We start from the raw sequence: 22725 nt of genomic DNA, 5'->3' as shown, positions 1-22725 counted from the left end.
GATACCTAGCCGCCCAGGCCCTTCCACGCCGTCGTGCCGTCGGCCTCGACCTGGCGCTTCCACACGGGGAGGTCGGTCTTGATCGTCTCGATCACGGTGCGGCACACCTCGAACGCCGCGGCGCGATGACCCGAGGCGACGGCGATGATGACGGCGGCCTCGCCCACGTCGAGACGTCCGACGCGGTGGCTCACGGCCACGATCGCGTCGGTGCCCGCAGCCGCTTGCTCGGCGATGCGGTGGAGAGCAGCGGGCGCGTCGGGGTGGGCGCTGTACTCCAGCGCGACGACCGCGTCGCTGGCATCCGGGTCGGTGTTGCGCACCCGGCCGACGAACGTCGTGACCGCTCCCGAGGCGTCGTCCTCCACGGCGCGCAGGTGCGCGTCGAGGTCGAGCGGTTCCTCGGACAGGTGGGCGATGCGGACGGCGCTCATCAGTGGTCTCCTCCGGCGAGCTGGTCGAGGACGTGCGGGGCGAGCTCGGCGAGGACGGCGACCCCGGATGCCACGGCCCGCGTGGATCCCGGGAGGTTGACGACGAGGGTCGCGGGGTCGGCGACTCCGGCGAGGCCGCGCGAGATCACCGCGAGCGGGGTGTCGGCGAGGCCGCGGCGACGGAGCTCCTCCGCGATGCCGGGGAGCTCGCGGTCGAGCACCCGAGCCGTTCCCTCGGGTGTGCGGTCGGTCGGCGCGATGCCGGTGCCGCCGGTGGTGACGACGAGCCCGGTGCCTGCGGCGACCGCGGCACGGAGGGCGGCCTCGACGTTGTCCGCGCCGTCCGGCACGACGACGGGGTCGCCGCAGACGAAGCCGGCGTCGCGCAGCAGCGACACCGCGAGCGGACCGCCGCGGTCTTCGCGGAGACCCGCGGCCGAGCGGTCGGACACGGTGATGACTCGGGCGGTGTGCGGCACCGTTCCAGCCTAGGCGCGCGCGTCGGCCGCCGACGGAAGCGTCTCGACCTCGGGCACCTCGGGGGCGATGCGCCCCGCCTTCGACTTCGGTTCCAGATCGTCGCGCTGCACGGATTCGGCGGCCGCCGTGATCCGCCGCGCCATGCCGCTGAAGATGAGCCCGTGGAAGGGCAGCACCGACAGCCAGTACAGGCGACCCGCGAGACCCGTCGGGAAGAACAGCGCCCGCTGGTCGAAACGCGCCCCGTCGCCGTCCGGGCTCGCCCGCAGCTCGAGCCAGGCCCCGCCCGGCACCTTCATCTCGGCCCGCAGCCGCAGCAGGTGCCCGGGCTCGATCGCCTCGACGCGCCAGAAGTCCAGCGCGTCGCCGACCGTCACGACGCTCCGGCTCCGGCGACCGCGCGCGAGGCCCACTCCCCCGACGAGCCGGTCCATCCAGCCGCGGATGGCCCACAGCAGCGGCGAGGAGTACCAGCCGTTCTCGCCGCCGATGCCCTCGATCACCGACCACAGCTGCGCGGGACTCGCGCTCGTGCGCATGGTCCGCTCGTCGGTGTACACCAGACGGCCTGCCCACTCCGGGTCGCTCGGCAGCGGGTCGCTCGGAGCGCCCGAGACCTCGGCATCCTGCCAGCTCGTCTCGATCGCGTCGTCGTTCACGCGCCCGAGCGCGCGCCGCACGGCCTCGCGGTAGGGCATCAGCCCGCCCTCGGGGCGCGGCACGAGGTCGTCGATCGCGCGGTCCTTCACGACGCAGTCGTTCTGCAGCGACTCCACGAGCGGCCGTGCGATCGACTTCGGGATCGGCGTGACGAGGTTCACCCAGTGCGACGCCAACCGCGGGGTCAGCACCGGCAGCGACGCGATGGCCCGCTGGTGGAGCCCCGCCTCGAGCGCGTAGCCGTTCATCATCTGGCCGTAGCGCAGCACGTCGGGTCCGCCGATGTCGACGGCGCGGTTGACGTTCGGAGCGACGCGCGCGGCCCCGAGGAGGTAGTGGAGCACGTCGCGCACCGCAATCGGCTGGATGTGATTGCGCACCCACTTCGGCGCGGGCATGTAGGGCAGCACATCGGTGAGGTGGCGCACCATCTCGAACGACGCGGATCCCGACCCGATCACGACACCGGCCTGCAGCACGAGCGTCGGCACGCCGCTGGCGAGCAGGATCTCGCCCACCTCGACACGCGACCGCAGGTGTGCCGACAGCGGGGCGTCGTCGGGGTGCAGCCCGCCGAGGTAGACGATGCGGGAGACGGATGCCGCGGCCGCGGCGTCGGCGACCGTGTGCGCCGCGCGACGGTCGGTGTTCTCGAAATCGCGGCCGCCGCCCATCGAATGGATCAGGTAGTAGAGAACGTCGACACCGTCGACCGCGCGCGCCACGGCCGCCGCGTCGGTGGCGTCGCCCTCGACCGTCTCGACGTCGTGCCCCCACGGGAACGCCTCGACGCGCCGCGCATCGCGTGCGAGCACCCGCACGCGGTAGCCGGCGGAGATGAGCCGGGGCACGAGGCGGCCGCCGAGATAGCCGGTGGCGCCGAGGACGAGGGCGCGTGGCGAGGACCCGTCGGGACGGGGCTGCGCGACGAGCGCGGGTTCACGGCCGGTGGGGGCGGACAGCTCGCTCATGCCGAAAAGGTACGCCCGGCCCCCGACATCCCGGGGGGCTTGACGACATGGTCCCCACCGTCTCGCGTGAGTTGCCGGGATTTGTCGCCGCAACCGCGCCGGAGGCGACAAATGCTGGCGACTCACGCAGAGATAGTGTGAGGGACGTGGTGACCGCGTGGGTGCGACGCGTGCTCGTCGTGGAGGATCAGCCTGCGATGCGCGCGCTGTTGTGCGACATGCTCACCCACCGCGGTTTCGAGGTCACCGGCGCGGCCGACGCCGCCGAGGCGACCACGCTGTTCGCCGAAACCGATCCCGATGTCCTGCTCACCGACATCGACCTCGGATCGCGCCCCTCGGGCGTGGAACTCGCCACGATGCTCACCGGGCTCGCCCCGCACCTCGCGGTCGTGTTCCTCAGCAGCTTCCCCGCGGCGGTTGCCGCGGCGGGGCACCCCGGACCCCGCGGGGCGGTGTTCGTGTCGAAGCTCGACGTCAGCTCGGCGGAGGTGGTGGTGGATGCCGTCGAGGCGGCGCTGCGCACGACCACTCCCCCGGCTCCCCCCGCGCCGGTGCGCGTCTCGCCGCTGGCCGCCCTCACACGCCGTCAGATCGAGATCCTCGCGCTCGTCGCGCGCGGCTGGTCCAACGAGCAGATCGCCCACGAGCGCGGCACGACGACCCGGGCCGTCGAGCGCGCCGTGAGCCGCATCTTCGCCCGCCTCGACCTCGCGGCGGCGACCGGCACGAACCCGCGCGTGCGGGCCAGCGCCCTGTACCTCGCCGAATTCGGCCCCGTCGCGTGAGGACGCCGCTGCGCGCGGTGCACCGCGCGATCGTCGGCGGACGCTTCGTCACGCGGTGGACGTTCGTCGCGATCGCGGCGATGTCCCTCACCGTGCTCGCCCCGCTGCCCGCGGAGATCTCCGGCGGCGAGCGCGCGCTCGTGGCGACGGCGACGGCGGCGGTCTTCGCGCTCGCGTGGGGTCTCGTCGCCGTCGCCGAGCGCGCCGCCCGTCGCACCGGCGTCCGCGCGACGATCGTCGTCGGCGCGCTCGTGCTCACCGCTCTCGCCCGACCGGCCCTGCAGGACGCGGTCTCGCGACGGGCGGGCCTTCCCGTCGCGTCCGCCGACGAACTGCCGCTGCGGGCGGCGACGAACCTCCTCGCCTGGGCGATCACCCTGATCGGCACCGCGGCGCTGGTCGACGTCGCCCGGTCGACGCGCGAGACGAACGCGCTGCTCGCGCAGGTGCTCGCGCAGTGGAACGGGAGCGCGGAACGCGTCCATCGCTACACCGCGGACGCCCGCGCGGCGATCCGCGCCGCCGCCGACGCCCTCGAGACCGCGCAGCCGGAAACGGTCGACGACGTCCGAGCGCTGGCATCCGCTCTCCGCGTGCACGCGCGCGACCTGGCGGACCGCGCCGCCGCTCCCCCGTCTCACGAGGTCGACGTCGCTGCCCCACTGCAACCCGCACGCACGCGCTCCGTGCTTCGCCTGCCGCCGATCGGCGTGGCCGCGATGCTCTACGCCCTCGCCGTCCTCCCGTACGCGCTGCGCAGTGTCCCGCCGGTCGCGCTCGGCCTCGGGCTCGTGGCCGGTCTGCTGTGCGGAACCGTCGCCGACCTCGTGTCGCGGCTGCGCCCGCTCGCCCGGCGGCCCCGCGTGCGCGGCGGCGTGTTCGCGGCCGCGTCGGTCCTCGTCGGTGCGGTGCTGTCCGCGATCGCCGCGGTCCAGGGGGTGTCGCTGCCGATCGCGGCCGTGCCGATCCTCGCGTATCCGGCGCTCGCGCTCGCCCTCGCGCGCGGGCGTGGCGCGCTGCACGCCCTGGGCGTCGAGCGTCGGCGCCTGTCGAGCGCGATCGCCGCACGCGGACGCGCCGACGACCTCGGAACGCGCCGCGTCCGCGCGGGCCTGCACCGCGCGGCCGACCTCGTGCACGCGGACGCACAGGGAGCCGCGGTGCACTTCGCCCTCCGGCATCCGGATGCCACGCCCGATGAGGTCGCGTCGTTCCGGGCGGGGCTCGCGCCCCTCGCGGACGCCGTGCGCGGTGTGCTCGACGCCCCGGCGCCGACGCCCGAAGCGGTGTCGCTCACGCCGCTGCTGCGGACGTGGGGTGTCGCGATGCCCGTCGACGCCGAGATCGACGCCGACGCGGGCGATCTGCTCCGGAACGATGCGGCGCTCGCGCGCGACGTGGTCGACGTCGTGGCGGAGGGACTGCTCAACGCCGCGAAACACGCCCGGCGACGCGCCGCGCGTGTGGAGGTGCATCTGCGGGCGACCGCCGCGGGGCCGCGCCTGCGGGTCCGCGTGATCTCGTCCGGTGCACCGGGCGCGGGAGCGCACCTGCGCACCGGCTCGCGCGCCGACCGCCTGGGCGCGCATCTCACCGCGCGCGGCGACGACGCCGTGCTCGAGGCGCTCTTCCTCGTCGCCGACGCGCCGGGTTCTGTCGTGTCGACCGAACATTCGGCCGGAGGCTCGGAGCGCCGCGCGTAGCGTCGGCGCCGATGTCCGAACTCTCCACGCTTCTGCCCCTCGCCGTCGGCATGGCGATCTCGCCCCTGCCGATCGTCGCCGTCGTCGCGATCCTGCTGTCCACGCGCGGCCGCGCCGCGGCCCCCGCCTACACCGGCGCGTTCCTGGCCGTGACCCTCGCGGTCATCGCCGTCGGTGCCGCGACGTCCGCGGGTGCCTCCGCCGCCTCCCACGGCAGCGGCGGCAAGATCGTCGTCCTGATCCTCACGGCCCTGCTGACGGTCGGCTTCGCCGCCTTCGCGGTGGTCAGCTGGCTCGGTCGCCCGAAGCCCGGCACCCCGCCGGCGACCCCGAGCTGGCTCGCTGCGGTGGATGCCATCACCCCGGCCCGCGCCGCCGGCCTCGGGCTCCTCATGGCGGCGACCAACAGCAAGAACCTGCCGCTCGAGCTGAAGGGCGGTGCGGTGCTCGGCACGGCGCACCTTCCCGTCGTGGTGACGGTGCTGCTGTGCGTCGCGCTGGCCGTCGCGGGTTCGCTGACGCTCGTCGTCCCGACGATCCTCGGAGCGACGGGCCTGCCGCCGGTGGTCGCCGCGTTGCGCCGCCTCAAGGACGAGATGATCGCCCACAATGCCGTCATCATGACCGTTCTCTTCGCCGTCCTCGCCGCGACCGAAGCGTCCCACCTGATCCACCAGCTCACCGCGTGAGGTCCCTCATGAACACTCTTCTCGTCACCGCCCCCGCCGGGACCTTCCGCGGCGTCCTCGACCGCTCCGTCCGCTCGTGGCGCGGCATCCGCTTCGCTCTTCCGCCGTCCGGCGAGCGCCGCTGGCGCGACCCCCTGCCCGCCCCGGATGCCGGAGGAGAAGTGGATGCCACGGCCTTCGGCCCCGTCTGCCCGCAGCCGGTGAACCCCGCCGTGCCGCTCGGCGAGGGCGCCGTCGAGGACGAGGACTGCCTCTCGCTCAACGTGTGGGTGCCCGAGGACGACGCCGCGACGCCGCGACCGGTCATGGTGTGGCTGCACGGCGGTGCGTACACGTTCGGCTCGTCGAGCCAGCCGCTCTACGACGCGACCTCCCTGGTGGCCGCGGGCGACGTAATCGTGGTCACCGTGAACTACCGCCTGGGCGCGCTCGGGTTCCTCGACCTGACCGGCGCCGTGGCCGACGGCGGCTTCGACGGCAACCTCGCCCTCAAGGACGTGCTGCTCGCGCTCCGCTGGGTGCAGCGGAACGTCGCGGCGTTCGGCGGAGACCCCGACCGGGTGACGGTGTTCGGGGAGTCTGCGGGCGGGGGCCTGGTGACCACGCTCCTCGCGGTCCCGTCCGCCCGCGGGCTGTTCCACCGCGCGATCGCGCAGTCGTCCCCGGCCTCCAGCGTGTACGGGACGGCGCGGGCGGAAAAGGTCGCCCGCCGTTTCCTCGAGAAGCTGGGCGTCACCACGCCCGACGCCCTGCGCGCCGCCCCCGTGGACGCCGTCGTCACCGCGGGCAAGGCCGTGTACGACGAGGTCCCCCTCTCCGACCCCGGCACTCTGGCGTTCGCGCCGGTCGTCGACGGCGACCTGCTCCCCGAGGCGCCGATCACGGTGCTGCGCGAGGGGCGAGGCATCCCGGTTCCGCTGATGATCGGCACGAACAAGGACGAGGCGTCGCTGTTCTCGTTCATGAAGTCGCCGCTCATCCCCATCACCGGTGACCGCATCGACCAGATGTTCGCCGATATGGCCGCGGAGAACACCGGCGTCGAGCTGCCGACCCGCGAGCAGGTCCTCACCGCGTACGAGCACGTGCGGCACCGCGCCATCGGCCTGGGCGTCGCGCGCGACATCGGGTTCCGGCTGCCGACGCTGTGGGTCGCGGAGGGGCACTCGACCGTCGCACCGGTGTGGCTGTACCGCTTCGACCACGCGGCGCCGTTCCTGCGGCTCATCGGTCTCGGTGCCACGCACGCGACCGAACTGCCGTACCTGTGGGGCAACCTCGTGAGCGGCCCGAAGGACCCGACCTTCAGGCTCGGAGGACGCCGCGTCGCCGACCTGATCTCGGCACGGATGCAGGCCAGATGGACCGCGTTCGCGCACGGCGAGGAGCCCGAGGCCCCGAACGCGCCCGCGTGGCCGACGTTCGACGTCGACGGAGAGGACGCCCGCGCGACGCTCGTGATCGACCGGCACGACGTCGTCACCCACGATCTCGACGGCGAGCTCCGCCGCGCCTGGGGCGACACCGTCCTGTCGTTCTCCTGAGGCGGGAGGTCAGCGGCGGCGGCCGGTGCCGAAGAGGCCGCGGATCACGCCGTTGAGGATCGTCTTCGTCGAACCCCGACCGAGGAGGTCGTCGAGCGGCGACGTGGGGGCGCTGGAGCGTGACCGCGGTGCGGCGGTGCTCTTGAGCAGCCGGTCGTACTCGCGCTGCGCGTTCTTCTGCGCCTCGGCGTGGGCCTTCTCGATCGCCGCCTGCTGCTTCGCGTACTCGGCTTCGGTCGCGGCCGCCTGCTTCGCCCGCTCGGCGGCCTCGCGCGCCTCGGTCGCCGCCTGCATGCGGGCGGCGAGGATCTCGCGCGCCGACTCGCGGTCGATCGGCGTTCCGTACTGGGCGAAGAGCGGGGATGCCGACACGGCGGCGGCGAGGTCGGCGGCGGGGATCGGCGACATCGACGCGCGCGGGGCGAACAGCCGCGTCCACGCGACCGGCGTCGGCACGCCGCGCTCGTCCATGACGGTGACGATCGCCTCGCCGGTGCCGAGTTCCTGCAGGACCCGCTCGAGGTCGTAGCCCGAGGCCGGGTAGGTGCGCACCGAGGCGCGCAGCGCCGTCGCGTCATCGGGCGTGAACGCGCGCAGCGCGTGCTGCACGCGGGATCCGAGCTGCGCGAGCACATCCCCCGGCACGTCCTTCGGCGTCTGCGTGACGAAGAAGACGCCCACGCCCTTCGACCGGATGAGGCGCACCGTCTGCGTGATCGCGGCGAGGAACGCCTTCGACGCCTCGCGGAACAGCAGGTGCGCCTCGTCGAAGAAGAACACGAGCTTCGGCTTGTCGAGGTCGCCGACCTCGGGCAGCACCTCGTACAGCTCCGCCAGCAGGTACATGAGGAACGTCGAGTACAGCTCGGGACGGGACGCCACATGCGGCACCTCGAGGAGACTCACGATCCCCTCCCCCTGGGCGGACGTGCGCAGGAACGCGGTGACGTCGAGCTCGGGCTCGCCGAAGAACGTGTCGGCCCCCGCCGCCGAGAACGCGACGAGCTCGCGCAGGATGACACCCGCGGTCGCGCCGGACAGCCCGCCGAGGTCCTTCAGCTCGCTCTTGCCCTCGTCGCCGGTGAGGAACGTCAGCACGGCGCGCAGGTCGGAGAGGTCGACGAGCGCGAGACCCTTCTCGTCGGCGTAGTGGAACACCAGGCCGAGGCTGGACTCCTGCGTCGCGTTCAGGCCGAGGACGCGGCTGAGCAGCAGCGGCCCGAACCCCGACACGGTCGCGCGGACCGGGATCCCGGATGCCGCGTCGTCGCCGAGCGCGTAGAACTCGGTCGGGTACGCCCGCGGCGTCCACTCCTGCCCGAGCGCGCCCGTGCGCGCGAGCAGCTTCTCGCTCGAGACCCCGGGGGCCGCGACACCGGACAGGTCGCCCTTGATGTCGGCCGCGAACACCGGCACGCCGTTCGCCGACAGTTGCTCGGCCAGCAGCTGCAGCGTGCGCGTCTTTCCGGTGCCGGTGGCTCCGGCCACGAGCCCGTGCCGGTTGGTCATCGCGAGCGGGATCCGGACGGGAACGGATGCCACCGGCCCACCGTTCACGAGCACGCCGAGGTCGAGGGCGGGAGCCGTTCCGGAATAGCCCGCGGCGATGGTCGCGACCTGCGCGTCGGTGAGGGGGGCGTCGGCCGGAGCGGACGCGGGCGTCGGGCTGGGTGCGGGCGTCGGGCTGGGTGCTGGCGCCGGCGCTGCGCCCCCGTCGGCCGCTGCCCGCGCCTTCGCTGCCGCCGCCTCGGCCGCCGCCAGGTCGGCGCGGGCGCGAGCGAGGCGCAGCTCCGCCTCGGCGGCCTCGGCCTCCGCGCGGAGGCGGGCGACTTCGGGGTCGTCGGCGGAACCGGGAACGGACGGCGTCGTGTCGCTCATTCCGTCAGCCTAGGACCGGGTCGACGAGGCGGCATCCGGAATCCGACGGTCGCGTCGGAGCGTCGCACGGTCGTCGTCCCGCGCGCGCAGGCGCGAGAACACCACGGCCAGCACGAGCGCCGCCCCGGCACCGACGAGCGCGCCACCGATGGTGTCGGACAGCCAGTGCGCGTGCAGGTACGTGCGACTGAAGGCCATCAGGACGATCCACGCCCCGCCGGCCACCCGCACCCAGAGCGTCGGGAACACGATCGCCGCCACGACCGCGATCGTCGCGGCGTTCGCCGTATGCCCGGACGGGAATGAACCGTAATCCGCCAGCACGAGGATGTCCTCGGGGCGCGCGCGACCGAAGGTGTGCTTGAGCACCTGGACGAGAAGGGCGCTCCCCGCCGAGGCGGCGAGGAAGTACACCGCCGTCCACCGTCGGCCGGTGAGGAACAGCGCGAGGGCCCCGCCGAGCGGGACGATGAGGATCGCGGTGACGTACCCGCCGATCTGGTTCATGACCAGGGCGACCGTGAGCAGCGGTTGGATCGGCGCCGAGGCGAACAGCTGGTTCCACCACACGTCGAGCGCGAACGGGCTCGGCCCTCGGAAGTAGACCCAGGCGCCCAGCCCGCACGCCAGTGCGATCAGCACCAGGCCGAGGACCGCGCGCACGCGCTCCGAACGCACCGTCACGATCGGCGGGAGCGCGGCATCCGAGTCCATCGCCCTATGATGCCCGGCCCGGGTCTCGTCCCGACAGCGCCGGGACGAGCGGGACCCGCTCTGCTACTGTTCCGCTCTCACGGAGCGAGACGCTCGACGGTGCGCGGCCGCACCAGCAGCCACAGCGCGAGCACGCCGATGATCGCGCACCCCACCATGACGGAGGCCATGGTCGTGGCGGTGATTCCGGTGCCGGTGGCGAGCAGACCCACGAGAGGCGAGATGACGCCGGCGATCCCGAAGTTCGACGCGCCGATGATCGACTGCGCCGTGCCCGCCGCCTTGCCGTGCCGGTCGAGCGCGAGCACCTGCGCGCACGGGAACGTGAAGCCGCACGTGGTCATGAACAGGAACAGCGGGATGACGGTCCCCCACAGCCCGAGACCGAGCTGGTCGCACACGACGATGACGATCGCCCACAGCACGAGCGACGCGGTGGAGAAGGCGAGCACCCACTGCGGACCGAAGCGCGCCGCAAGACGCGAGGCGACCTGTACCCCGATCACGAGCCCGACCGAGTTGGCGGCGAACAGCACACCGTACTGCTGCGCGTCGAAGCCGTAGCTCTGCTGGAACAGGAACGACGAGGCCGACAGGTACGAGAACAGGCCGCTGAACGTCATCGCCCCGATCACGAGGACGCCGATGAAGACGCGGTCGCGGAAGACGCTGGCGTACCGCTGCCACACCGTCGTCGCGCCCTTGCCGCCACGGCGAGCGGTGGGGAGCGTCTCGGGGACGAAGACGATCGCCGAGACGAGCATCACGGTGCCGTAGGCCGCGAGCACCCAGAAGATCCCGCGCCACGGCATCACGGAGAGGAGGAGCGAACCGGCGAGGGGCGCGAGCACCGGAGCGACGCCCGAGACGAGCGCCAGGCGCGACAGCATCACGACGAGCCGGCGTCCGCCGAAGAGGTCGCGGACGATGGCCGCCGCCACGACACCGCCCGCGGCCGCGCCCGCACCCATGAGCACGCGCGCGATCGAGAGCGTCCCGAGCGTGGGCGAGAGCGCCGCGAAGACGCTCGCCGCCACGTGCAGCGCCGTGACCGACAGCAGCGGGATGCGACGACCGACCTTGTCGCTGAGCGGACCGACGATCAGCTGCCCGAGCGCGAAGCCGATCATCGTGCCGGTGAGGGTCAGCTGGATCGCGGCGGCCGAGGTCTGGAAGTCGGCCTCGAGCACGGGGAACGCCGGCAGGTAGAGGTCGATCGTGAACGGGCCGAGCGCGGTGAGCGCCCCGAGCAGCACGATGTAGAGCACCCGACGTCGCGCCGAGATGCTGTCGCCCGGGTGGAGCACGACCGGCGCGGTCGCCGGGTTGCTCCCGAGCGTGCGGATGGCCCCCGTCGCGGAGGGCTCGGCGCGGGGGGTCGGGGGGATCACGGGCTGGGAGGCGGTATCGAGCACGGCGTCCGTTCGTTTCGCAACACGGATGGCCCGGCGATGACCGGGCTGAGAGTTTGGGGGGAACATCGAACCTCGAATCGATTCGACATCGTCATACTATCGCGCGGTCCCGGGTCCCCACCATCCCCCTCCGGGGTTCCTCCCAGGCCGCTGGCGCATTCACCCGCATAGGCTGGGGCGCATCGGCTCGCGCCGAGCCTCCCGCCCCAGAGAGAGACAGCACGCACCGCATGAGCCCCGACAAGCGCAAGAGCGGCAATCCCGCCACGCAGGCCGACATCGACCTCACCGTCAAGCAGCAACGCGAGCAGAAGCGTCAGGAGAAGCTCGCCGAGTACCAGAAGCAGATCGCGCGCCGGAAGCGCAGCAAGATCGTCTGGTGGGTCGTCGGTGCGACGGCCGCTCTCGCCGTGGTCGCCGTGGTCGTGGCATCCTTCGTCTTCGCTCCCGCCCCCGCTCCGAGCTACCAGGCCGGCGGCAGCACGGGTCGCGAGATCGAGGGCGTGCAGACCTTCCAGAACCGTTCCGACCATGTGCAGGGCTCGGTCACGTACGACCAGACGCCGCCCGCGGGCGGACCGCACAACCCGGTGTGGCTCAACTGCGGCGTGTACACCGAGCCGCAGCCCAACGAGAACGCCGTGCACGCCCTCGAGCACGGCGCGGTGTGGATCACGTACGACCCGTCCCGCGTCGACGCGGCCGGCATCGACGCGCTGAAGGCGGTCATGCCGTCGACGTACGCGCTCCTCTCCCCCTACCCGGGCATGGACACCCCCGTCGCGGTCAGCGCCTGGAACCACCAGCTGAAGGTCGACGACCCGACCGACCCGCGCATCAAGGAGTTCTTCACCGAGTACTGGCGCAGCCAGAACGCACCCGAGCCCACCGCGCCCTGCACGGGCGGGGTCGACGGCCCCGGCAAGGCCTGACGTGAGCGACGACGCGCCCGCCGCCCGCCCCGCGACGCGACGGATCGTCGTCGCCGTCGCGGTGATCGCGCTGCTCGCGGTGGCGTTCGCGATCGGACGGTTCACCGCGTTCGGCGCCTCGGCGGCTCCCGCCACCCCGTCCGACGCTTCAGCGGACGCCGGGTTCGCGCGCGACATGCAGGTGCACCACGGACAGGCGGTGCAGATGGCTCTGGAGATCTACCGCAAGACCTCCGACGACGAACTGCGCATGCTGTCGTACGACATCGCCACCACCCAGGCCGGTCAGCGCGGCGAGATGTTCGACTGGCTCGTGCAGTGGGGGCTGCCGCAGGCATCGACGCGGCCGCTCATGCAGTGGATGGCCCCCTCCGGAGCGCACAGCCACGGCGACACCGCCGCCCTGTCGCAGGACGAGCTCCTCTCCCAGATGGGCATGGCGACGGATGCCGAGCTCGACCAGCTCCGGACCCTTCAGGGCCAGCCCGCCGACTGCCTGTTCCTCAGCCTCATGATCCGCCACCATCAGGGCGCCATCCCCATGGCCGAGGCCGTCATCGAACTCGGCAGCGACCCGCGCGTGAAGGACGTGGCGCAGGCCATCATCACGGGTCAGTCCGCCGAGATCGACGCGATGCGCGACATCCAGGCGCGCCTGTCCTGCGGCGCCTGACCCACGACAACAGCGAAGGGGCGTGGCATCCGATCGATGGATGCCACGCCCCTCGGCGTTCGTGCGGGACTCAGCCCTTCGTCGCTCCGGCGAGCAGACCGCGGACGAAGAACCGCTGCAGCAGGAAGAACACGATCAACGGGACGAGGATCGAGATGAACGTTCCGGCCGACTGCAGGAACCACTGGTCACCCCACGTGCCCGACAGCGAGTTCAGCGACTGTGTCAGAGGCAGCGAGGACGATGGCGCGAAGATCGTCGCCACCAGCAGGTCGTTCCACACCCAGATGAATTCCAGCACCGCGAAGGATGCCAGCGCGGGAGCCGCGAGCGGCAGGATCAGGCGGAAGAACACCTGACCGTGGCCGGCACCGTCGACGCGCGCCGCCTCGATGACCTCCGCCGGGATCTCCGCGATGAAGTTGTGCAGCAGGAAGATCGCCAGCGGCATCGCGAAGATCACGTGCGCGATCCACACCGTCGCGAAGCTGTGCTCGACACCGCGCAGTTCCAAGCCGGGGAAGATCGTGACGTCGTTGATCGTCAGCCCGCGCGAGAACAGGCTGAGCAGCGGCACGAGAGCCATCTGCAGCGGCACGATCTGCAACGCGAAGATGAAGATGAAGAAGAAGTTCCGGCCCTTGAACTCGATCCACGCGAACGCGTACGCGATGAGCGAGGCGATCGCCAACGCGAACAGCACGACCGGGATCGTGATGGCCAGCGAGTTCACGAACGAGGCCGCGAGCGTGAGCGCCGTGCCGCCCGAGGTCAGCGCGAGACGGTAGTTGTCCAGCGTGAACGACGGGTCGGTGAATACCGTCCACCACCCGGTCGACTGGGTGTCGGAGCCCGGGCGGAACGACGTGATCAGCAGGCCGAACGTCGGAATGGTCCAGAAGAACGCGATGAGGATCGCGGCGATCGTCGCGCCCTTGGAGGTGAGACGCTTGCGCGCCATCGCCTCGTGCTTGCGGGTGTCGCGCGCAACCTGTCGGGCGGAACGCTTGTCGTCGGTGGGCTCGAGCACCACGGTGGAGGTGGTCATCGCACTTCCCTCTGCTTCCGGATCTGACGCACGTTGAAGATGATCAGCGGCAGGACGAACAGGAACAGCACGACGGCGAGGGCCGCGGAGTGCCCGTAGCTCTGGAACCGCTGCTGCTGGTTGACCATCTCGAAGGCGAGGACGGTGGAGTCGTTGCGACCACCGGTCATCACCGCGACGATGTCGTAGATCTTCAGGGCGCCGATGGCGATCGTGGTGAGCACCACGATGAGCGACGAGCGGATGCCGGGCACGGTGACGTTGATGAAACGCTCCCACGCGTTCGCGCCGTCGAGCTCGGCGGCCTCCATCTGCTCCGGCGGCACGGCCTTGATGGCGGCCGAGAGGATGACCATCGCGAGACCCGTCTGGCTCCAGATGAACACCACGACGAGCAGGAGCGTGTTGATCAGTGGGGTGGCCGCGAGCCACGACACCGGCTGACCGCCGAACGCCGTGACGATCGCGTTCAGGATGCCGATCTGGTCGCCCTGGCGGAAGTCGTAGACGAACTTCCAGATGATGCCGGCGCCAACGAACGAGATCGCGAACGGCATGAAGATGAGGACCTTGAGGACCTTCTCCCCCGCCGCGCGGTCGATGAAGACGGCGTAGGCGAGACCGATCGCGGTGGCGAAGGTCGGTGCGAGCAGCACCCAGATGAGCGTGTTGATGACCGACCAGAAGCCCTCGGGGTTGGTGAAGGTCCAGACGTAGTTGTCGAAGCCGACGAAGTTCTTGCCCGTCTTGTCGAGGAACGACTGCACGAGGGTCGACAGCGCCGGGTACACCAGGCCCATCAGCAGCAGGATCGCGGCCGGGGCGGCGAAGAGCACGAGCTGGAACAGGTAGCCGGCGCCCTGGCGGGAGCGATAGTCGGCGTAGAACAGGATGCCGCCGAGGATCACCGCGATCGCGAGGACATAGATGACCGCGTTCTGGTATGGGCGCAGCAGCATGAAGGCGATCACGGGGATCGCGAAGCACGCGACGAGGCGGATCCAGAAGTAACGCTTGCCGGATCGCGGCGCGTACTCGATCAGCAGGAGCAGCAGACCCACGACGGCGCCGAAGACGAGCAGCACGAGCGGGATCTGCACGAGCGGGTTCATCTCGCCCAGCGTCTTGAAGAAGCTGTTGAGCGAGAAGCCGAGGGACGTCGGCTTGGTGTCGGACGGTGCCCGCGTCACCATGAAGAGGAACAGCGCCACCACCGCGATGAGCGCGATGACGACGACCGTGACGGTCGTCCGGTGCCTCCGTGAGAGATCACGGGATGCCGTCTCGGCATCCGGGACCTCGTGTCGGGGAGAGGCCGCTGGGGGCTTCTCCGCCTGCCTGATCTGGGTCATGACTTCCCTCCCGAACACTCCGTCGTGCTCATCGATGGACGGGCCGCTCTCGTGGCTCCGTGGGGGTTACGGTACTCGGTGGGCCGCCCGCCGGAGCGGACGGCCCACCGATGTTGCGAGGTCGGGTCAGTTGTTGTAACCGGCCTGGATGTCGCTGAGAACCGTGTCGGTCGGCGTGCCGTCGATCCAGCTCACCATGCCCTTCCAGAACGATCCGGCGCCGACGGTCGCCGGCATCAGGTCGGACGCGTCGAAGCGGAGCGTGGTGTCGGGGTTCTGGACGACCTTCATGGCCTCCTGCAGGAACTCGCTGGATGCGAGCGTCGGGTCGGCACCCTTGTTGGCCGAGATCACGCCGCCGAGCTTGACGCGGGCGTCAGCGAACTCGGGGCTCGACATGAACTCCGCGACCTTCTGGACGTTGGCGTCGTCGGAGAACGTCGCGACGAACTCGCCGCCACCCTCGACCGACTGCTCGCCCTCCTTGACGCCGGGGAGCAGGAACGCGTAGACGTCACCGTCGGGCGCGACCTTGACCTCGCCACCGGAGGCGTTCTTGACCGTGAGGAAGTTCGACGACAGGAACGAGGCCTGGTGGGTCAGCGCGCAGCTGCCGTCCGCGACCTTGGCAGCGACGTCGGCGAAGGCCACCGAGTTGATGCTCTTGACGTCACCGAAGCCGGCGTTGACGTAGGCCGGGTTGAGCAGGATCTTGCCGACGGCGTCGAAGGCGTCCTTGATCTGCGGGTCGGTGAACTTCACCTCGTTGGCGACCCACTTGTCGTAGACGTCGGGGCCGGACTGACGGAGGACGAGGTCCTCGATCCAGTCGGTGCCGGGCCAGCCGGAGGCGTCGCCCGAGGCGAAACCGGCGCACCACGGGGCCGATCCGGTCTTCTGCTGGATCGTCTGGGTGAGCGTGAGCAGCTCGTCGTACGTCTTCGGGATCGAGACGCCCCACTCCTTGAACTTCGACGGCGAGTACCAGACGTAGCCCTTGACGTTGGCGAGCATCGGGGCGGCGTAGAAGTCGCCGTCCACGGTGCCGTAGGACTTCCAGTCCTTGCCCCAGTACTTGTCGACGTTGGACGACACCGCGTCCGACGCCTTCTTGACGTCGCCCGTGCCGACGAGGGTCTGGAGCAGACCCGGCTGCGGGACGATCGCGATGTCGGGGGCGTCGCCACCGGTGACCTTGGTCACGATGTTGCCCTCGAAGCTCTTGTCGCCGGTGTACTCGACCTTGATGCCGGTGTCCTTCGTGAACTGATCGAAGGACTGGTTCAGCAGATCGGCTTCGTTACCGGTGATACCGCCGGAGATGCGAACCGTCGTGGTGCCCTCCGTACCACCGCCGGATCCGCCCGAGTCGCCCTCGGCACAGCCCGCGAGCGCGATCGCACCGACCGCCAGCAGCCCGACGGGAGCCAGCAGGCGATACCGCTGTGACATGCCCATGTGATTTCTCCTCTTTGAGTTCTGTGCATCGGAACCCGTCGGGAACCGATTCCAGATCACCGTAGGCGAGAACGACCCGTTGCGCAACAAACTTTGATCACGAGTCAATAACTGGCGGATTCCCGGGGATTTTGGCGGGGGAAACGTGGAGGAACCGGTTCCAGATTCAGCATTTGTCGGATACTCTTCATGACGTCGACACGGACGTCGACCACCCTCGAGGAAGACGGCTATGAGCGGAATCGCCGATGTGGCACGCCTGGCAGGCGTGTCGAAATCGACGGCGAGTCGCGCGCTGACCGGCGGCGGCTATGTCTCCGACGACACCCGGCGACGCGTCACCGACGCGGCGGCATCCCTCGGCTACGTGCCCTCGACGAGCGCCGTGAGCCTCGCGACCGGGCGCACCCGCACGGTCGCCCTGATCGTCCCCAAGGTCAACCGCTGGTACTTCGGCGCGATCATCGAAGGCGTCGAACGTTCGCTCATCTCGCAGGGCTACGACGTGACGCTCTACGTCGCCGAACCCGGGTCCCGCGACCGCGAGAGCCTGTACTCGACGTACCTCGCGCGCAAGCGGTTCGACGGCATCATCGCCGTCGCGCTCGAGCCCGGCGACAGCGACCTCGAGCGTCTCCTCGCGATCGACAAGCCCACCGTGTGCATCGGAAACCCGCTGCAGGGCATCCCGACCCTGGGTCTCGACAACATCGGCATCACCCGCATCATCACCCAGCACCTCATCGCGCTGGGACACACCGACATCGCGTTCGTCGGCAGCACCCCTCCCACAGACGCGCCGGCCCGCGACGTCGACGAGCGCTCGATCGGCTACCGCAACGCCATGAGCGACAGCGGCCTCGCGGTGCGCATCCGCAACGTCCCGTCGACGCTCACGATCACCGACGCGTACGCCGCCGCGGCCTCGTTCCTCGCCGACGCCGCATCGCGGCCGACCGGCGTGGTCGCGGCGTGCGACGAGGTGGCCGTGGGCGTCATCATCGCGGCGCGACGCATGGGGATCTCGGTCCCCACCGAGCTGAGCGTGGTCGGCATCGACGGTCACGACTACGCCGAGATGTTCGCGTTGACCACGATCGAGCAGTACCCGGGCGCCCAGGGCATCGAGGCGACGCGCCTCCTGCTCTCGATGCTCGAGGGCGAGCAGCCGCCGCCGCGCACCACCGCCGACACCCGGCTGGTCGTGCGCGCATCCACCGCTCCCCCGCGGACCCTCTGACGACGAACGGGACCCCGGATGCCAGGCATCCGGGGTCCCGTTCTCGGTGCGGATCAGTCGGTCCGGCGCGCCGATCGGCGACGGATCACGACACCCAGGCCCATCAGAGCGAGGGCGGCGAGGATTCCGGCCCCCATCCACGCGCCGTCGGTTCCGGTGACGGCGAGCGCACCGCCGCCGGACCCGGCCGCTGCCTCTCCTGCCGCCGCGTCGCCCACACGCAGCGGAACGGTGACCTGCGTCCCGGTTGGCTGCGCCGTGAGGGTCAAGGCGAGCGAGTCGGGTGCGCCGGCGGGAACCGTCACCGTGACGATCGACGAGCCGCCGAGGACCGGCGACGCGACGGCCGACCCGGCGTCCGCGCTCACTGTGAGCGACGTGTGCGCCGGGGCACCGAGCGACGTGAGGTCGAGGTCCGACACCGTGAGGGTAGCCGTGCCCGCGCGCTCCAGCTGGTCGGGCACGCCCGAGACCTGCACCGCGCGCGCGGTGAAGTCGGGGGTGAGGCCCGGGTTCTTGCGCAGGTAGTTGAACCATCCGTCGCGGTCGATGAGACCGGAGTCGCGCGTGTCGGTTCCTTCGCGGAAGACCGAGAAGCTGTCGCCGCCCTGGAGGAGGAAGCTGAACGACCCCACCCGGTACTGCGCCGCGGGGTCCACGGCCACGCCGTCGATCCAGATGCCCGTCACGCGCTGACCGGCGGGGCGCGAGGCGTCGTAGGTGTAGCGGACGTTCTCGGACACCCCCAGCGCGAGGTTCGTCGTGCCGCGGCCCGCCGCGTCCCCCCACTGCTGTTCCAGCATGATGCGCAACTGGTCACCGGTGAGGGTCGTGGTCCACAGGTTGTTGACGAACGGCAGCACCGCGTTGGCCTCGGCCACCGTGATGACGCCGTCCTCCCCGTAGAGCAGTTCGTCGCGCAGACCGCCCGGGTTCACGACCGCGAGGTCGGCCCCGCCCAGCGTCGGGTCCGAGAGCTTCCACAGGAGCGCGTCCGCCACGAGTCCGCCCAGCGCGGACGGCTTCGACCGGTCGTCGCGCTTACCACCGGTGTAGACACCGTTCACGTATGCCCCGCCCTGGAAGGCGGTGGTGATGTCTGCCGTGACCGACCCCACCGGCACCCGACCGACGACGTCCGCCCTCGCCCGTGCGTCGACGACGATGTCGTTGACCTCCTTGACCCGGGGGTAGGTCGCGATGAGACGGGCGTCGAGCTGGTCGCTCGTCTCGGGCTTCACCGCGGCGAGGCGCGGCACGTTGCGCACCGTGTAATCGACCACGTCTCCGGCCGCGTCGACCTTCAGGACGATCTGCCCGATGTTCTCGCCGTAGCTCCCGGTCTGCAGGATGGGGCGCGTGCGGTCCGTCCCCGGGACCGGAGCCTTCCACGCGTACTGCGCGTGCGTGTGGCCCGTGAAGATGGCATCCACGGCCGGCGCGGTGTCGTTGACGATCCGCTCGAACACGCCGCCCTGGGCGAGCGCCTGGTCGAGCGTCGCCTTGTCGTCGTTCAGCTCGGTGCCCTCGTGGTACTGCGCCACGATGACGTCGACCTGGTCGTCGATCTCAGCGACGACACGGTTGACCTCGGCAACCGGGTCGCGGAAATCGATCCCGCGGATGCCGCTCTGAGTGACGAGGGTCGGCGTCGACTGGGTGACCGCACCCACGACCCCCACGCGCACCCCGTCGACCTCGAAGATCGCGTAGCCCGGCAGGATCGGCTTGCCGTCCTTGTAGACGTTCGCCGCGAGGTACGGGAAGTCGGCCAGGTCGGACACGCGTCCGGTGAGGTCGTCGGCGCCCTTGTCGAACTCGTGGTTTCCGGTTCCGGATGCCGCGAGCCCCAGCGCGTCGAGAACGTCGATCGTCGGCTGGTCACCGAACTCCGACGACGCGAACACCGAGGCGCCGATGTTGTCGCCGTTGGAGAGGAACAGCGAGTTGTCGTCGCCGTACTCCGCGCGCAGCTGCTCGATCGTGCCGGCGAATTTCACCGTGTTCGCGTCGATGCGTCCGTGGAAGTCGTTGATGCCGAGCAGATTGATGTCCGTCGTCGACGACAGGTCCAGACCGACGATCACGGGGTCGTGGTCGCTGGAGCGGTAGGGCGAGGTCTCGTAGAAGTTCAGCGCGTTGTAGTTGTAGCGGCTGTACTCGAGAGCCAGCGCTTCCACGGCGTTGATGTTCCAGATGTCGGTTCCCGTGACCAGCCCGCGCGCCGAAGGGGACGCCAGGACGTGGTCGAGCGAGCCGGACTGCCCCTCGTAGGAGTACGAGTACTTGCCCGTCCCGGTCTCGAGAGGCTCGAAGCCGAACGAACGGAGCTTCTCGATCGGGTCCTCGTACGTGTAGGCGTTGAAGTCGCCGAGGAGGAAGACGTCGTCCGTGCCGGCCGCCGCCGAGCGCTCCTTCGCGAAGTTCCCGAGCGCCTCGGCCTGTCGCACGCGGTCGCCGTTGAAGGCGCCCTGGGTTCCGTCGTCGGCGTTGTCGCCGGTGGCGTCGTCGCTGGTGCCCTTGGACTTGAAGTGGTTCACGATCGCCAGGATCTTGGCATCCGGGTCGCCCACCGGAGCGAACGCCTGCGCGAGCGGCTGACGGGCGTTGGCAAACGCGGCATCGTCGAGGATGACGCTGTCGCCGACCGGGACGACGATCCCCTTCTTGTAGATGAAGGCGGTGCGGATGACGTCTTCGGATGCCGGGAGAACCGCGGGAGACGGAACGAACGCCCACTGCTCGGAGCCGGCTGCCGCGTTGAGCGCACTCACGAGGGTCGACAGCGCCGCGTCGCGGTCCTTGCCGAACTGCGCCGAGTTCTCGATCTCCTCGAGAGAGACGACGTCGGCGCCGAGGCCGTTGATCGCGGCGACGATCTTCGCCTGCTGACGCTGGAGGTTCTCGTCATTCGCGGCACCGCGGGGGCCGTTGTTCGGGCACTTGTCCGCGGTGATCGGGTTGCCCGCGCGGTCTTTGTAGGTCGAGGTGCAGCCAACGCTCTCCGCCGTGGTGGTGAAGTAATTCAGCACGTTGAAGCTCGAGATCTTGACGCTGCCGCCGACCGGTTCGGGCGCGCTCTTCCGGGTGTTCTCGAACGAGGCCGGCTGGACGGTGTCGGCGTTGGCGACGGTGAGCTGCTCGGTGGGCTGGAACGTCCACAGCTTGTTGCGGAAGTCCAGGATCACCGGCGTCTCGAACGTCACGGCTGCGCCGACGCGCACGGGATTCTCGAGCGACACGTACGGCAGCGGATCGTTCTTGCCCGTGGTGAAGTAGTTCAGCGAAGCACCGTCGTCGAGGATCACGCCACGAGCCGCATTGTCGGTGACCGCCTCGTCGTACTCCCGCGTGCCGGGGCGCGCGACATCCGAGGGGGTCCGTAGCGGCGTGGTGCCGGCGGCGAGCCCCAGGACGGCGAAGCGGTTGGTGTCGTAGTTGTCGGTCACCGTGAAGTCGCCCGTCGGCGCGAGGAGCATGCCCTCGAACTGCTCGCGCTCCTCTTCGGTCGCCGGCCACGCGATCGTCGCGGGCTCCACCGCGGGGACGGCCTCGTCGAGCACCCGCACACTGTCCGCGGCGGCAGTGATCTCGGTGAGGAAGTTGTACTCGGACACAGGGCCCGTGACCTCGACGTAGTCGCCCTTCTCGACCTTGGCGGTCGCGGCCGATCCGAAGACGAAGATCGCGTCCGACGCGGTGTGCGAGGCGAGGTCGATGTTCCCGCCGGTCCCGGGCGTCTGGATGTAGAACCCGTTGTACCCGCCGGTCGGGTAGGCCGCGGTGACAATTCCCCGGGTGGTGACCGTGCTCCCGACCAGTGGCGAGGTCGCCCCCGTGCCCTGGATGTCGCGGATCGGCACCACGGCACCCGGCGTGACCGTCGGGGTCGGGGTCGGCGAGGGCGTCTCGGTCGGGGTCACCGAGGGCTCGGGTGCGGGGGTCGCTCCGGAACCCTGCGGTGTGACGGTGGTCGCGTTGGTGAAGTCTGCGGAGTTGTCGTTCGTGTCGGCGAAGCCGGTACGGACGAGTGAGTTGGGTGTGGTGGTCGATCCGTCGACCACGGCCGGCGCCGTCTCGAACGACACGGCGGTGCCGTATCCGAGGAAGTCCACGACGCGCGCGTCGTCCACATTCCCCGCCGGCAGGGCGAGCGATTCGGCGACGTTGGCGAGGAAGAGCTGGCCGGTCGTACCCGACGGATTCAGTCCGGTGCTCGTGAGGTCGGGGGTCGGCAGGTCGGCGCCGTTCGTGCCGTTGCCGGGGAGTCCGATGAGGTAGTACCCGCCGGGGGCGATCGAGCCGCTCAGCGGCTGCGTGTTCGCGCCGTTCGGGGCTGCGACGTTCGCTGCGGAGCGGTACTGCAGCGACCATCCGGTCAGGTCCTGAGCGGTGTCGCCGGCGTTGTAGAGCTCGACGAACTTCTTGTTGAAGGGGGCGCCGGCGCTGCCGCCCTTGAGGTAGGCCTCGTTGATCACCACCCGGGGGCCGTCGGCGGCGAACGCCGGGGCAGGGACCAGTGCGGATCCGAGCAGGGCGGCGCCGAGGACGGCGCTCAGGGCGGTGGTGAATCGGCGCGCGGGCGCGCGGGAGGGTGCGTGATGCATGGGTCTCCAAGGACCGACGCGCGACGGAGCGACGTCGGGTGGGGGGATCGACGGGGGGTCTCTTCGACCGTAAACGAACACATACCCATTTCCCAGACTTCGATGTTTCGAGTCGGTGAACATCCATCCCGCGCTGCCG

General features: G+C 70.7%; 17 protein-coding genes. 7 read left to right on the top strand and 10 right to left on the bottom strand.

Translation table 11 applies throughout. The features are described 5' to 3' along the window. Positions 1–5: 5 nt before the first annotated feature. Genes AVW09_RS03690 through AVW09_RS03680 form a run of 3 tightly spaced genes read right to left on the bottom strand, consistent with a single transcriptional unit; the run spans position 6 to position 2545 of the window. The gene (locus AVW09_RS03690; RefSeq protein ID WP_063256718.1) at positions 6–434 is read right to left on the bottom strand and encodes a molybdenum cofactor biosynthesis protein MoaE; all 429 of its coding nucleotides are present in this window, start codon (positions 432–434) and stop codon (positions 6–8) included. Then, positions 434–913, bottom strand: coding sequence for a MogA/MoaB family molybdenum cofactor biosynthesis protein (locus AVW09_RS03685; protein ID WP_063256717.1), 480 nt, complete (start codon positions 911–913; stop codon positions 434–436). The genes AVW09_RS03690 and AVW09_RS03685 overlap by 1 nt, the downstream gene beginning before the upstream one ends. Positions 914–922: 9 nt before the next feature. Further along, positions 923–2545, bottom strand: a complete 1623-nt coding sequence (locus tag AVW09_RS03680) for an SDR family oxidoreductase (protein WP_063256716.1) — start codon at positions 2543–2545, stop codon at positions 923–925. A 146-nt stretch (positions 2546–2691) separates the two neighbouring features. Here AVW09_RS03680 and AVW09_RS03675 point away from each other — a divergent pair, with 146 nt between their 5' ends. From AVW09_RS03675 to AVW09_RS03660, 4 genes are read left to right on the top strand one after another with little or no spacing between them, the layout of a single operon-like run. Then, positions 2692–3333: a response regulator gene (locus tag AVW09_RS03675; RefSeq protein WP_082822798.1), complete on the top strand. Its 642-nt coding sequence runs from the start codon at positions 2692–2694 to the stop codon at positions 3331–3333. Beyond that, positions 3330–5036 carry a hypothetical protein gene (locus tag AVW09_RS03670; protein ID WP_063256715.1) on the top strand — a complete coding sequence of 569 codons (1707 nt, stop codon included), beginning with the start codon at positions 3330–3332 and terminating at the stop codon, positions 5034–5036. Before AVW09_RS03675 ends, AVW09_RS03670 begins: the two co-directional genes overlap by 4 nt. A gap of 11 nt (positions 5037–5047) precedes the next feature. Further along, a complete protein-coding gene (locus AVW09_RS03665) occupies positions 5048–5725 on the top strand; it encodes a GAP family protein (RefSeq protein ID WP_063256714.1) in 678 nt (225 codons plus the stop codon). Positions 5726–5733: 8 nt separating this feature from the next. Further along, a complete protein-coding gene (locus AVW09_RS03660; protein ID WP_063256747.1) occupies positions 5734–7269 on the top strand; it encodes a carboxylesterase/lipase family protein in 1536 nt (511 codons plus the stop codon). A gap of 9 nt (positions 7270–7278) precedes the next feature. Here the strand turns inward: AVW09_RS03660 and AVW09_RS03655 are convergent, their stop codons facing one another. The 3 genes from AVW09_RS03655 to AVW09_RS03645 all read right to left on the bottom strand — a co-directional run bounded on the left by AVW09_RS03655 (position 7279) and on the right by AVW09_RS03645 (position 11276). Beyond that, on the bottom strand, positions 7279–9147 hold the full coding sequence (locus tag AVW09_RS03655) for a helicase HerA-like domain-containing protein (RefSeq protein WP_063256713.1): 1869 nt from the start codon (positions 9145–9147) through the stop codon (positions 7279–7281). A 9-nt stretch (positions 9148–9156) separates the two neighbouring features. Then, a complete protein-coding gene (locus AVW09_RS03650; RefSeq protein WP_063256712.1) occupies positions 9157–9861 on the bottom strand; it encodes a phosphatase PAP2 family protein in 705 nt (234 codons plus the stop codon). A 77-nt stretch (positions 9862–9938) separates the two neighbouring features. After that, on the bottom strand, positions 9939–11276 hold the full coding sequence (locus AVW09_RS03645) for a multidrug effflux MFS transporter (protein ID WP_231901760.1): 1338 nt from the start codon (positions 11274–11276) through the stop codon (positions 9939–9941). Positions 11277–11506: 230 nt separating this feature from the next. Between AVW09_RS03645 and AVW09_RS03640 the strand changes: the two genes are divergently transcribed. Continuing rightward, a complete protein-coding gene (locus AVW09_RS03640; RefSeq protein ID WP_063256711.1) occupies positions 11507–12208 on the top strand; it encodes a DUF3105 domain-containing protein in 702 nt (233 codons plus the stop codon). Position 12209: 1 nt separating this feature from the next. Next, complete coding sequence (locus AVW09_RS03635) at positions 12210–12881, top strand: DUF305 domain-containing protein (protein ID WP_063256710.1); 672 nt, start codon at positions 12210–12212, stop codon at positions 12879–12881. A 70-nt stretch (positions 12882–12951) separates the two neighbouring features. On the opposite strand, the gene AVW09_RS03630 is transcribed toward AVW09_RS03635, so the two are convergent. From AVW09_RS03630 to AVW09_RS03620, 3 genes are all read right to left on the bottom strand, one after another. Then, entirely contained in the window at positions 12952–13929 is a 978-nt protein-coding gene (locus AVW09_RS03630; protein ID WP_063256709.1) for a carbohydrate ABC transporter permease, read from the bottom strand. Beyond that, positions 13926–15281, bottom strand: a complete 1356-nt coding sequence (locus AVW09_RS03625) for a carbohydrate ABC transporter permease (RefSeq protein ID WP_442922730.1) — start codon at positions 15279–15281, stop codon at positions 13926–13928. The genes AVW09_RS03630 and AVW09_RS03625 overlap by 4 nt, the downstream gene beginning before the upstream one ends. 126 nt (positions 15282–15407) lie before the next feature. Next, positions 15408–16739 carry an ABC transporter substrate-binding protein gene (locus tag AVW09_RS03620; protein WP_063256708.1) on the bottom strand — a complete coding sequence of 444 codons (1332 nt, stop codon included), beginning with the start codon at positions 16737–16739 and terminating at the stop codon, positions 15408–15410. A 232-nt stretch (positions 16740–16971) separates the two neighbouring features. On the opposite strand from AVW09_RS03620, the gene AVW09_RS03615 reads away from it, so the two are divergent. Continuing rightward, on the top strand, positions 16972–17979 hold the full coding sequence (locus tag AVW09_RS03615) for a LacI family DNA-binding transcriptional regulator (RefSeq protein WP_063256707.1): 1008 nt from the start codon (positions 16972–16974) through the stop codon (positions 17977–17979). Between the two features lie 53 nt (positions 17980–18032). On the opposite strand, the gene AVW09_RS03610 is transcribed toward AVW09_RS03615, so the two are convergent. Further along, positions 18033–22586, bottom strand: a complete 4554-nt coding sequence (locus AVW09_RS03610) for an ExeM/NucH family extracellular endonuclease (RefSeq protein ID WP_082822796.1) — start codon at positions 22584–22586, stop codon at positions 18033–18035. Positions 22587–22725: the final 139 nt, after the last annotated feature.

This window comes from Microbacterium sp. T32, assembly GCF_001619615.1.
Taxonomy (GTDB): Bacteria; Actinomycetota; Actinomycetes; order Actinomycetales; family Microbacteriaceae; genus Microbacterium.
This window is presented reverse-complemented; position numbering and strand designations above follow the sequence as displayed.

Bases quoted from the DNA above. Each gene is read 5' to 3' on its own strand.
- AVW09_RS03690 (WP_063256718.1), bottom strand. From the start codon at position 434: ATGAGCGCCGTCCGCATCGCCCACCTGTCCGAGGAACCGCTCGACCTC.
- AVW09_RS03680 (WP_063256716.1), bottom strand. From the start codon at position 2,545: ATGAGCGAGCTGTCCGCCCCCACCGGCCGTGAACCCGCGCTCGTCGCG.
- AVW09_RS03665 (WP_063256714.1), top strand. From the start codon at position 5,048: ATGTCCGAACTCTCCACGCTTCTGCCCCTCGCCGTCGGCATGGCGATC.
- AVW09_RS03660 (WP_063256747.1), top strand. From the start codon at position 5,734: ATGAACACTCTTCTCGTCACCGCCCCCGCCGGGACCTTCCGCGGCGTC.
- AVW09_RS03655 (WP_063256713.1), bottom strand. From the start codon at position 9,147: ATGAGCGACACGACGCCGTCCGTTCCCGGTTCCGCCGACGACCCCGAA.
- AVW09_RS03650 (WP_063256712.1), bottom strand. From the start codon at position 9,861: ATGGACTCGGATGCCGCGCTCCCGCCGATCGTGACGGTGCGTTCGGAG.
- AVW09_RS03640 (WP_063256711.1), top strand. From the start codon at position 11,507: ATGAGCCCCGACAAGCGCAAGAGCGGCAATCCCGCCACGCAGGCCGAC.
- AVW09_RS03630 (WP_063256709.1), bottom strand. From the start codon at position 13,929: ATGACCACCTCCACCGTGGTGCTCGAGCCCACCGACGACAAGCGTTCC.
- AVW09_RS03625 (WP_442922730.1), bottom strand. From the start codon at position 15,281: ATGACCCAGATCAGGCAGGCGGAGAAGCCCCCAGCGGCCTCTCCCCGA.
- AVW09_RS03620 (WP_063256708.1), bottom strand. From the start codon at position 16,739: ATGGGCATGTCACAGCGGTATCGCCTGCTGGCTCCCGTCGGGCTGCTG.
- AVW09_RS03615 (WP_063256707.1), top strand. From the start codon at position 16,972: ATGAGCGGAATCGCCGATGTGGCACGCCTGGCAGGCGTGTCGAAATCG.
- AVW09_RS03610 (WP_082822796.1), bottom strand. From the start codon at position 22,586: ATGCATCACGCACCCTCCCGCGCGCCCGCGCGCCGATTCACCACCGCC.